Origin of the sequence: Kyrpidia sp., from assembly GCF_023512215.1 — a bacterium.
Lineage (GTDB): Bacteria > Bacillota > Bacilli > Kyrpidiales > Kyrpidiaceae > Kyrpidia > Kyrpidia spormannii.
In genome coordinates, this window is the sequence record NZ_JAILZZ010000068.1 from 1 (window position 1) to 11,420 (window position 11,420).

Sequence of the window (11,420 nt, forward strand, 5' to 3'; positions counted from 1 at the left end):
GTCGGCCATGGTGGTGGAACAATTTTTCGCCCGGGTGGAAACCGCCCATTTATAGGCCTTCGAGACTCTTCATTCGGAGTTTCACCTGGCATCCGTGATGCCCAAGCGGCGCATCTTGCGGAGCAGGGTCGTGTGACTCACCCCGAGCACGGCGGCAGCCGCCCGCACGCTGGAGGTATGGCGCAGCGCCCGCTCGATGGCCCGGCGCTCCGCTCCTGCCACCGTTTCCGCCAGGGTCGGGACACCACCGGGACTCATAAAAACAGGTGCTCCGGAATTGTCCCCCACCCAGGAGCCCAGAATCTCCGCCAACACCGGCCCTCCATCGATGAGGCGTCCAGGACTTCGCACGTACAACGATTCGACGATGTTGCGCAGCTCCCGGACATTCCCTGGGTAGTCGTATTGAGACAGTTGCTGGACGAGCCCCGGGCTCATCTGCTTGGACTGGCCGAACTCGCGGTTAAAATGGTCCATATAATACGCGAGCAGCCCGGGGATCTCGTCTTTGCGCTCCCGCAAGGGAGGGACGGCGATTCGCACCACGTGAAGCCGGTAAAACAAGTCCGCCCGAAACCGGCCTTGGCGCACCAAATCACGCAGGGGTTGGTTGGTGGAAGCGATCACCCGGACGTCTAAGCTTCGCGTCCAGCTACCCCCCACCCGGCGGATCACCCGGTCCTGCAAAACCCGCAACAATTTCGCCTGGAGCAAGGGAGACAACTCGGCGATTTCATCGAGGAGCAGGGTCCCTTTGTCGGTCAATTCAAAAAGTCCGGGGCTCCCCTCCCGTTTGGCTCCGGTAAACGCCCCCCGTTCGTATCCAAACAACTCCGACTCCAACAGGGTCTCCGGGATCGAGGCGCAATTCACCTTCGTAAACGGCATCTTGGCCCGGGGACTGTTCCGGTGAATGAAATCCGCCACCACCTCTTTGCCCACTCCCGTTTCCCCTTCGATCAATACGGTCGATGGGTACTGGGCAACCCGCCGGGCCTCTTCCAACACTTTGCGAAATCCCTCGCCGCAGACCGCCGGTCCCGCCGCCTCCATCGCCACATCCCATCCTTGCTCATGTCCGAGGTTCCTGCCAAGGGCTCCCGGCAGCAAAGTCTCCTTCCCCGGTCGATCCCCTTGACATCATCATGATCAATTATATACCACTTTGGTACAGTTTTGGACCACTTGAGGAACCCACAGCGTCGCCCTCCCCGGACCCCGAGACCCCAGGTCCCAGAATTCCGGCCTTTCCGGCCAGTTCGGACCGTCATCCGGAAGAGCCGTCAATTTGGCACGATTTTTGCGAGTTAACGTTTGTCAAATCCCGGCGGCGGATTATTCCCGCCCGCCCGAACGGAGGAATGAGGTGACACCATCGGACTGGCATCAAGAAGTTCAGCAAATCATCCAAGCCCACCAAATTCAGTTGGTCCGGGTCTGCGTCCAGGATCTCGGGCACATGAGCCGGTGCAGAGAGGTTCCATCGGGGCGGTTTCTGGAACGAATGGCGACCGACGGGCTGTCTTTTCCCTCCGCATTGTTCGCCTTCGATTCCTCGGCTCGCATCGTTCCGGGGGCGGGGCCCGGCCCACGCAGCGGGTACCCCAGCTGGCACCTGCAGCCCGATCTCAGCACCTTCTCCGTTCTCCCCTACGCTCCGGGCGTTGCCCGGGTTATCGCCGATCCCTTCGAGTCCAAGGGACAGCCGGTGGACTATGCTCCCCGCCACGTCCTGCGCCGGGTTCTGGAGCGGGTACGGGCAGCGGGATTCCAGGTGAAGGGGTCTTTTGAATTCGAGTTCTACGCTTTTGCACGAGACGGGGATTCCCGCGGGCAAGCCCCCATACCGCCTGACTCCATCTCCCCCGGTCCCTCGTCCCTTCACCCGCCGGGGCATCCCGCCTGGACCGGGCTGCAATGTTTTTCTGAGATCAAACAGGCGGCCCTGGAACCCCTCTTGATCCATCTCATCCAAACCCTCGAGGCGATGGGGGCCCGGCCGGAGGTGGCAAACACCGAGTACGGTCCAGGACAGTTCGAAATCTCCTACGCCTCGTATTGGAACCTCGAGATCGCCGACATGGCCTTTTACTACCGGACCACGATCCGGGAGGTGTTGGCGCAACACGGTCTCAAGGCGACCTTTATGAGCAAGCCCCTCAGCGGATTCAGCGGAAGTGGTGCACATCTGCACCACGGGCTCTACGGGGCTGACGGTGCCAATGCCTTCGCCGATCCCAAGGCCCGAGATGGGTTATCGCAACTCTGCCGATGGTTTATTGGCGGGCAGTTGGCTCATGCTAGAACCGTCAGCGCGCTGATGAACCCCACGATAAACGGATACAAGCGCCTACAGCCCGGGGCCTTCGCCCCGCATTGGATCACCTGGGGATATGACCACCGGGAGACGATGATCCGGGTGCCGCCGGCCCGGGGAGAAGCGACCCGAATTGAAAACCGCCTCCCCGGAGCAGACACCGATCCCTACCTGGCTCTGGCCGCCGCCCTGGCAGCCGGACTGGACGGGATTGAGCGCCGGATCGATCCGGGAGACCCGGTGGCGGATCGGGACGTGTCCGAAATGGCAGCTCCTGTGCTTCCACGATCGCTATCTGAGGCTCTGGATGCCTTTGAAGAGGATCCCTGGACCGAAGAGGTGTTCGGGCGGTCTTTCAAAGAACAGTTCCTACGGCTGCGCCGGGCGGAGGTGGAACGCTTTCTCCGCCATGTGACAGACTGGGAATGGATGGAGTACGAAGATATATTTTAGCGCGAAACTGCGCGCGCAAGAGTTCACTCCGCCAGGTGGCGGCCACACGATGTCAAGGAGATGAAGGGCATTGGATAAACGCGACGATCACGAGTCGTCCCTTTCCGTCGAACAGTTTGGCTACAAGCAAGAGTTGAAACGCAGCCTCAGTTTTTGGGATTTACTTGTGTATGGGCTTATTTTCATGGTGCCCATCGCCCCCATGGGGATCTACGGCCAGGTGGTCCAAACGGCCCACGGCATGGTGGTGTTGGCGTATTTGATCGGCTTGGTGGGGATGATTTTTACAGCATTCAGCTATTTTCGCATGTCCGAGGCCTTCCCCATCGCCGGGTCGGCTTACGCCTATGTTCAGCGGGGATGGAACCCGTTTATCGGTTTTCTCGCCGGCTGGATGATCATGCTGGACTACATTCTCATCCCGGGCCTGCTGTACCTGGTTTCTGCGTCGTGGCTGAACGAACTGGTGCCCGGCGTGCCGACCTGGGGTTGGGTGGTGGTGTTCGTCGTCATCAACACCATCATTAACATCCGGGGAATCCAAATGACCAACCGGGCCAACTGGGTCATTTTGGTGATCGAACTGCTGACGTTTTTGGCCTTTTGTATCGCCGCACTGATTTACGTGGCCTCGGGGACAGCAGGCACGCATTTTACCTTTACCCCGGTGTTCAACCCGCATGAGTTCAGCTGGGCGATGGTGGGCTCCGCCACGTCGATTGCGGTGTTGAGCTTCTTGGGGTTTGACGGGATCAGCACCCTGGCGGAAGAAACCCGGGGTGGCCGGTCGACGATGGGCAAGGCCACGGTGGCGGCGCTGATCGTGGTGGCGGCCCTGTTCATGGTGTTGACTTATTTGGCCGCGGTGGCGTACCCCGATTACACGCAATTCCCGGATCCCAACGTCGCTTTCTATTTTGTGGCGGAACGGGTGGGAGGCACCTGGTTAAAATTGCTCACCCTGGTGGTCACGGTGATTGCCTGGGGCATCGCCAACGCCTTGGCGGCCCAGGCGGCGATCTCCCGGCTGCTCTATAGCATGGGGCGGGACCGCATGCTCCCGGCCGTCCTCTCCACCGTCCACCCGCGGTACAAAACACCCATTGTGTCCACCCTGGTGGTGGCGGTCCTCTCGATCATCGTCACCGCTTTCCTCAGCATCGACAACCTGAGCCGTTTGGTGAATTTTGGTGCACTGACCACCTTTATCGCCTTGAACCTCACGGTGATGATTTATTTTCTCGGCAAAAGGCGGACCGGGCGATGGGGGGCGCATTTCCTCATGCCCCTGTTGGGGATCCTGGTGCTCCTTTATGTGTGGCTCAACTTCGATGCCTTGACGTTTTATCTCGGGGGCAGTTGGTTCATCCTCGGGGTGATCGTGCTACTCATCACCACCCGGGGATTGCGGGTGAAACCCAAAGACATCGAATCGGTGTGACAGCCGCGTGAATCCCCGCCCGGTGTCCGGGCCCGGGCAGGCAAGCCGGGGCCCCTGGGGCAGGGCGGCTCCTGGGTGCCGAATACCAATACAGGATAACAATGGAGGATGACCTATGGCCACTCATCAGCTGTCAAGCAGTCATTTGATCTATGCCATGTCCGCCGGGAATCGCCCGGCTCTTCGGGTGCGCAGTGGAGATCGGGTGGTGATCGAGACCGCCGACTGCTTTGAGAACCAAATCCGCTCGGAGTCCCAGGATTTTGGCGGGTTGGACTGGGAACGGATCAACCCGGCCACCGGGCCGATCTACATCGAGGAGGCAGAACCCGGGGACATTCTCGCCGTTCACATTGAAAAAATGGAACTCGCCCCCCGGGGGGTGATGACGACAGGCCCGGGACTCGGGGTTCTCGGGGACGAATTGGCTGACAATCACATCCGGATGATCCAGGTGTCGGGAGGCCGGGTGAACCTTTTCGGGCGAGAGGTGCCCACCAACCCGATGATTGGCGTGATCGGGACGGCGCCCTCGGGAGATTCGCCGATTCCCTGCGGGACGCCTGGGGATCACGGCGGGAATATGGATTGTAAGCGTATCACCGAAGGGGCCATTCTACTGCTTCCGGTCAACGTGCCTGGGGCGCTTTTCGCCTTGGGGGACCTGCACGCCTCCATGGGGGACGGCGAGGTGGCGGTGTGCGGGGTGGAGATCGCCGGGAAGGTGACGGTGAAACTCCATGTGCTGAAAGGGCTCACCTGGCCGACTCCGATGGTGGTGGACGCCGAGCGGGTGATGACCATCGCCTCGGCCGCGACCCTGGACGAGGCGGCAGTCATGGCCACCAAGCGCATGGCCCACTGGATGTCCGGGCAGACCGGGATCTCCGGGGCCGAAGCGATCTTTTTGCTCAGCGCCAAGGGGGAGTTGCGCATCTGCCAGGTGGTGGATCCGCTGAAGACTGCCCGGATGGAGTTCGACCGGGCTTGGCTGGAGGAGATGGGGATTTCCTTTGGGAATCTGTAGGGAACTCCCAGGGGGCGGGAGTTCACCACACAGGGCCGCCCCCATCCTCATTTGATCAGGAGGTGTGTCGACGTGGCCGACGCATCGCGCATCGTGCCCATTTCCGGCGGGTACCACGTGTGGACCCGGCGGCTCGGGGAGAGTCCCGTCAAATTGCTTCTCCTTCACGGCGGCCCGGGATTCAATCACGAGTATCTGGAGATCTTTGCCGAACACCTGCCGCCAAACGGAATCGAGCTCTATTTTTACGACCAGCTGGGATCGTATTTTTCCGATCAACCGGATGATCCATCGCTCTGGACGGTGGATCGTTTCCGGGAAGAGGTGGAGGAGGTCCGGCGTTTCCTCGGCCTGGGTCCCTTCTACCTGTGCGGGCAGTCCTGGGGCGGAATGCTTGCCATCGAGTACGCCCTTCACTACCCCGATGCGGTGAAAGGGCTGATTATCTCCAACATGACCGCCTCGGTGGAATCGTACGTGCGCAGCGTGAACCGATTGCGCGATCAACTGCCCCGAGAGCTGGTGGATGTGATGAAGCGCTATGAGGCGGCGGGCCAGTATGACGCCCCGGAGTACCAGGAGATCCTCATGAACCACCTTTACCGCAAGCACCTGTGCCGGCTCGACCCTTGGCCGGAGCCGGTGTTGCGGGCTTTTGCCCACGCGAACAACCAGGTGTACAACGTGATGCAGGGTCCCAACGAGTTTGTGGTCACCGGGAATTTCAAGGACTGGGATCGGTGGGATGATCTTCACCGGCTGCCGATGCCGACCCTGCTTTTGGTGGGGCAATATGACACCATGGCGGTGGAGGACATCGAGGAGATGGGGCGGCGAATCCCCCGCTCCCGGGTGGCGGTCTGCCCGAACGGCAGCCACATGTGCATGTGGGACGACAGCCAGGCGTATTTTGGCGCCTTGCTCGGCTTTATCCGGAGTGTGGAGGCCGGGGCGGAGGTGTGAGGTGCGCCGGAGGGAGAGGCGGTACAGCTGCACCCTCGTGGCGGCCGCACCCCCACCCCGGGGCGGCCGCGCGCTCACCCTGGGGACACGGTGGGAAAGGGAGTGTGCGGGGAAGGGGCGGGTGGCCTCTGGGCCGCCGGCCCCTAACCTGTATTCGTTAAGTCTGAACGGATGAGTGTTGCCAATAGTCACGAATCGCGTCGCAAACTTCCTCGTAATGATTGTCAAGAAAGTTCATGATTGTCTTCGCTTCCTTGGGCCCGCGGACCATTTTCATTTTTCACATTGCAAATTCCCGGCGACAACGCTACAATGAAGGCTAACTAATGTTAATTAGGCTATATAGGAGGAGTGTCGGATTGTCGACCAGAGAGGAACTGCTGAAGGCGGCGTGCCGCCATTTTGGCGAAGGAGGCTATGGATCGACCCCGCTGTCGGCAATCGCCGGGACGTGCGGGATCAGAACACCGTCGATCTACGCGTTTTACAAAAATAAAGATGCCCTGTATCTGGCGGCGTTCCGCCATGTTCTCGAGTCGCATTACCTGTTCCTGAAACGCGCCGTGGAAGCGAAAAAAGATGCGCCCCCGGAAGAGCAGCTCTTCTCAATCCTACGGGGTCTCGTCGACTTCCACGACCAGGAAACGGAACTCACGCAATTTTATAAACAAGCCTACCTGGTGCCCCCCCACCACCTCAAAGCCGAGATGGACGAGACGTTCCGCCATTACGACCGGCTGCTGTCCGCTCTGGTGGATGGAATTCTCCAACGGCTCATCGACGAGGGAATCGTGGCCAAAGGAAACAGGCAGGCTGTCCTGGCCGCCTGGTTCTGCCTCATGGACGGTATCTTTCTCGAAATGTTTTACTATCCCAAAGAAGAACTGGACGAGCGCCTATGCATGATTTGGAAGATTTTTTGGGATGGGCTCAAGAATTCTCGTACAGATGACAGGAGTGACTCCCAGTGCAAGAACTTGTGAACAGCAACGACTACGAACGCCAACCCGTCCCTAAGGAAGAAAGACAGGCGTGGTATCGCCTGAGCGCCGTCTGGATCGCCATCGGCATCGACCTGTCCTCGGTTCTGCTCGGGGTACAGATCGGCAACGGTCTGAGCTTCGGCCACGCCCTCGCCGCCGTTTTTGTCGGCTCCCTCATCCTCGCCGCCATGAGCGCGGCCAGTGCCTACGTCGGGGCGGCCACGGGCCTGTCCACCGCTCTTCTCACCCGTCAGATCTTTGGCGAATGCGGCGCCAAACTCATTTCCCTGATCCTCGGCGTGTCCCTGCTCGGCTGGTTCGGCGTCCAGGCCGGCTTTTTCGCCGAGAACGCCCACGCCGTCACCCACAGCGTGTTCGGGCTCAATTGGAACGTCCAGTGGTTGGCGGTCATCGGCGGTCTCCTGATGATGACCTCAGCAATCTACGGGTATCGGTCTATTGAAAAATTGAGCGTAGTCGCCGTACCCCTCCTGGTGATCCTGATCTTTCTCGCAATCGGTCTGGCCGGCGTCCGCTACGGATGGGCCGCCCTGCATCACCCGGCCATCCAACCCCTCTCTTTTGGGATGGCCGTCTCCTTGGTCATCGGGATTTTTGTCGTGGGGGCGGTGATCGCGCCGGACATCGCCCGGTGGGCCCGAACCAAAAAAGAAGCCATCCTGGCGGCCTTTGTGGGATTTCTCATCGGGAACAGCTTTATGCTGGTGGTCGCCATCATTTTGTCCAAGCTCACCAACACGGAAAATCTCACTCAAATCTTTATCGGCCTCGGGCTGGGGATTCCGGCGATCATCGTCCTCACCCTCGCCCAGTGGACCACGAACACCAACAACCTGTATTCTTCCAGTTTGGGCTTTTCTGTGGTGTTCACCAAGGTGCCCAAACGGCTCATCGCCATGGTGGCCGGGATCTTGGCCACGGGAATGGCGTATTTTGGCATCTTCGACCACTTCATCACATTCCTGTCCATTATCACCACGCTCATCGCCCCTATCGGCGGCGTCTACGTCGGCGAATATTTTTTCGTCGACGCCGAGCAACTCCAGTTTCGGGCGGACATCCCCCACCGATGGATCGGACGTTCCGCCCTCAGTTGGGCGGTGGGTTCTTTACTGGCCTTCGCGACAACGCCGGTCCCGGATGGGTTTGGCTGGTTTTCCCTGACCACGGTACCGGCCCTGGACGGGTTTTTGGCGGCCGCCATCGTCCAGGTGCTGGTCGGTCTCCCCGAGCGCCGGCGGGCATCGCATCCGGAGGAGACTCCGAATCAGGCCGACGATGCCCAGCAGGGCCAGAATCCCAACCCGCAACAGCTCTGAAAGAGGTGAACCTTCGTGAGATACATCGACGAACAAGCTATTGAACGCATCACTCTAGGCGCCACTTTGCTCGGGACCGGGGGAGGCGGAGACCCGTACATCGGCAAGATGATGGCTCTACAAGCGGTGAGGCGATATGGCCCGGTGGCTCTGGTGGCCGCCGATGAGTTGTCCCCGGACGAGCTCGTGGTGCCAATTTCGATGATCGGCGCCCCGACGGTTCTTTGGGAAAAAATCCCATCCGGCCGGGAGATGGTCAAGATTCTTGAATTGATGGAAGCCCACCTGGGCAAGCGAGCGGCAGCCGTGATGCCCATCGAAATCGGTGGGGTGAACTCGTTGATCCCCATCGCTGTGGCGGCGGAGAAGAGTCTTCCGGTGGTGGACGCAGACGCCATGGGCCGGGCCTTTCCCGAAGCCCAAATGGTAAGTTTTTACCTCGACGGCCTGGTGCCTAACCCCGTGACCATGGCCGATGAGAAAGGAAACACCGTGCTGTTTCACCCGGTGGACGCCGTCTGGTCCGAGCGGCTGGCCCGGAGTTTGACGGTTCAGATGGGGGCCTCGGCGGCCATGAGCGATTACGCCTTGACCGCCGGCCAAGTGCTCACCAGCGGCATTCTCGGCACCTTGTCCCTAGCCGAGGAAGTGGGCCGGCTCATCCTGGAGGCCCGGCGCGAAAACCGGTCGCCTGTCCAGGATCTGCTCGACACCTTGCACGGATTTCGGCTATTTACCGGCAAAATCAGCGATGTCACCCGCCGGCTGGAGGGCGGTTTCACGAAGGGGGAGGCGATTTTGGAGGCACTGACGGGGAAAACGGGGGAATCACTCTCCCTGTATTTTCAAAATGAATACCTGCTGGCGGCTAGCGGCGACCGGATTCTGGCCTCGACCCCAGATCTGATTGTCGCCCTGGACGCCGACGTCGGTACGCCAATCACCAGCGACCGGCTGAAATACGGCATGCGGGTGGACATCCTCGCCTTTCCAGCCCCTCCAAAATGGCGAACCCCGAAGGGCATTGAGGTGGCTGGACCGCGTTATTTTGGCTATGACGTCGATTATGTTCCTGTGGAACATCGCGTGGCCGCAGCCGCGCAATGATGTGCAACGAAGGAGGAAATGCCATTGGTCGGCTATCGAATTGGGATCGACGTCGGGGGAACCAACACCGACGCCGTGATTCTCGATGAACAGGATCGGGTGATTGCCCAAGTCAAAACAGCGACCACGGAGGATGTGGCCACGGGGATTGAGACGGCGCTCAGCCGGGTGTTGGCGAGCGCCCGAATTGACCGCCGCCAGATCCGGCACGCCATGCTCGGGACCACCCAGTGCACCAACGCCATCGTTGAACGGCAACGCCTGTCCAGAATCGCGGTGCTGCGGATCGGGGCTCCGGCCACCCTGGCCGTAGAACCGCTGGCCGGGATTCCCGAGGATCTGAAACAGGCGATGATCCATTATGTAGAGATCGTCCGGGGCGGACATGAATTCGACGGTCGGGAGATCGCCCCTCTAGACACCGAGGCCATCCGGGCTTTTGCCCAGTCCGTGAAAAATCGCGTGGACGCCGCGGCGGTGACGTCGGTGTTCGCCCCGGTCTCCCCGGATCACGAAGAACGGGCGGCGGCGATTTGTCGGGACGTGCTGGGGGCGGATTTTCCCGTTTCCCTGTCGCATCGAATCGGCAGCATCGGACTGATCGAACGGGAGAACGCGACGATTCTTAACGCTGCCCTCACCGGAGTGGCCCGCCGGACCGTTCAGGGATTTGAGGCGGCCTTGGCCGGTCAAGGGGTGAACGCCCTTACATTTTTTGGTCAAAATGACGGGACGTTGATGGGCGCGGAGTACGCGATGCAGTACCCGATTCGCATGATCGCCTGCGGGCCGACGAACAGTCTGCGGGGAGCTTCGTATTTGACCGGGCTGGAAAATGCTGTCGTGGTGGATGTGGGAGGCACCACCACCGATATCGGCGTCATCGCAAACGGCTTCCCCCGGGAATCGGCGGTGGCGGTGGAGATCGGCGGCGTGCGGACGAACTTTCGCATGCCTGATCTGGTGTCGGTGGGGATCGGGGGAGGCACAGTGATCCACTTGAAGCCAGGTGGCGGATTTAGCGTGGGGCCGGAGAGCGTCGGATACCGACTGACGGAAAAGGCGCTGGTATTCGGAGGGGACGCGTTGACCTTCACCGACGTCGCCGTGGGGTTGGGGAAAGTGGCCATCGGCGATTCGACTCGGACGGCAAGTCTTGACAAGGAGTTACTCATGGCCATCTACCGAGACATTATAGCGAGGATCGAAGAGGCCGTGGACCGGGTCAAGGTGAGCGGCGACGCCGTTCCGGTGGTCCTGACGGGCGGTGGCAGCGCCCTGTTCCCCGACGTGCTAGCGGGCGCCTCCCAGATCATACGTCCGGCGCATTTTAACGTCGCCAACGCCATCGGGGCGGCCATTGCCCAGGTAAGCGGGGAAATCGAGCGGGTGTACTCCCTGGAGAAGACGGCGCGCACCGCCGCCGTGGAGGATGCCAAGCGCCGGGCTGTGGCAGTGGCCGTGGAGGCCGGGGCCTCTCCGGAGACTTGCCATGTGGTGGATATCGAAGATGTGCCCTTGGCATATCTGCCCGGCAACGCGACACGGATCAAGGTGAAGGCAGCGGGGGATTTGGTCGGATAAAAAGTAACGGGTATACATGACCGTCGTTGCACCGCGCTTGGCGCAGTAGGGGCCGCCCTTTGCCAGGGGTGGCCTTTTATCGCCTCCTGGCCCCGCGGACCTGCCCCAACAACTCCGGCGATCGAGGTATCGAGTAGGAGGGGGCGGCTAGCCCCCGTCCTCTCACACCACCGGACATGCGGGTCCGCATCCGGCGGTTCACCAA

The 11,420-nt window shown here is 60.8% G+C and carries 9 protein-coding genes; 8 read left to right on the forward strand and 1 reads right to left on the reverse strand.

The window, feature by feature from the left end:
• Nucleotides 1-81 precede the first annotated feature (81 nt).
• Entirely contained in the window at nucleotides 82-1,053 is a 972-nt protein-coding gene (locus tag K6T64_RS15150) for a sigma-54 interaction domain-containing protein (RefSeq protein ID WP_288010905.1), read from the reverse strand.
• A gap of 313 nt (nucleotides 1,054-1,366) precedes the next feature.
• On the opposite strand from K6T64_RS15150, the gene K6T64_RS15155 reads away from it, so the two are divergent.
• The 8 genes from K6T64_RS15155 to K6T64_RS15190 all read left to right on the forward strand — a co-directional run bounded on the left by K6T64_RS15155 (nucleotide 1,367) and on the right by K6T64_RS15190 (nucleotide 11,215).
• Nucleotides 1,367-2,770: a glutamine synthetase family protein gene (locus K6T64_RS15155; protein WP_288010906.1), complete on the forward strand. Its 1,404-nt coding sequence runs from the start codon at nucleotides 1,367-1,369 to the stop codon at nucleotides 2,768-2,770.
• Nucleotides 2,771-2,840: 70 nt separating this feature from the next.
• Entirely contained in the window at nucleotides 2,841-4,211 is a 1,371-nt protein-coding gene (locus K6T64_RS15160; protein WP_170085744.1) for an APC family permease, read from the forward strand.
• Nucleotides 4,212-4,326: 115 nt separating this feature from the next.
• Complete coding sequence (locus K6T64_RS15165; protein WP_288010907.1) at nucleotides 4,327-5,238, forward strand: acetamidase/formamidase family protein; 912 nt, start codon at nucleotides 4,327-4,329, stop codon at nucleotides 5,236-5,238.
• A gap of 72 nt (nucleotides 5,239-5,310) precedes the next feature.
• Nucleotides 5,311-6,201, forward strand: a complete 891-nt coding sequence (locus K6T64_RS15170) for a proline iminopeptidase-family hydrolase (protein ID WP_100667919.1) — start codon at nucleotides 5,311-5,313, stop codon at nucleotides 6,199-6,201.
• Between the two features lie 359 nt (nucleotides 6,202-6,560).
• Nucleotides 6,561-7,184, forward strand: a complete 624-nt coding sequence (locus K6T64_RS15175; RefSeq protein ID WP_288010908.1) for a TetR/AcrR family transcriptional regulator — start codon at nucleotides 6,561-6,563, stop codon at nucleotides 7,182-7,184.
• Nucleotides 7,169-8,524: a cytosine permease gene (locus K6T64_RS15180; protein WP_288010909.1), complete on the forward strand. Its 1,356-nt coding sequence runs from the start codon at nucleotides 7,169-7,171 to the stop codon at nucleotides 8,522-8,524. Before K6T64_RS15175 ends, K6T64_RS15180 begins: the two co-directional genes overlap by 16 nt.
• A gap of 15 nt (nucleotides 8,525-8,539) precedes the next feature.
• Nucleotides 8,540-9,631 (forward strand): S-methyl thiohydantoin desulfurase family protein, encoded by a 1,092-nt coding sequence (locus K6T64_RS15185; protein ID WP_288010910.1) that lies wholly within the window; start codon nucleotides 8,540-8,542, stop codon nucleotides 9,629-9,631.
• Nucleotides 9,632-9,655: 24 nt separating this feature from the next.
• Entirely contained in the window at nucleotides 9,656-11,215 is a 1,560-nt protein-coding gene (locus K6T64_RS15190; RefSeq protein WP_288010911.1) for a hydantoinase/oxoprolinase family protein, read from the forward strand.
• The last annotated feature ends 205 nt before the right edge of the window (nucleotides 11,216-11,420 follow it).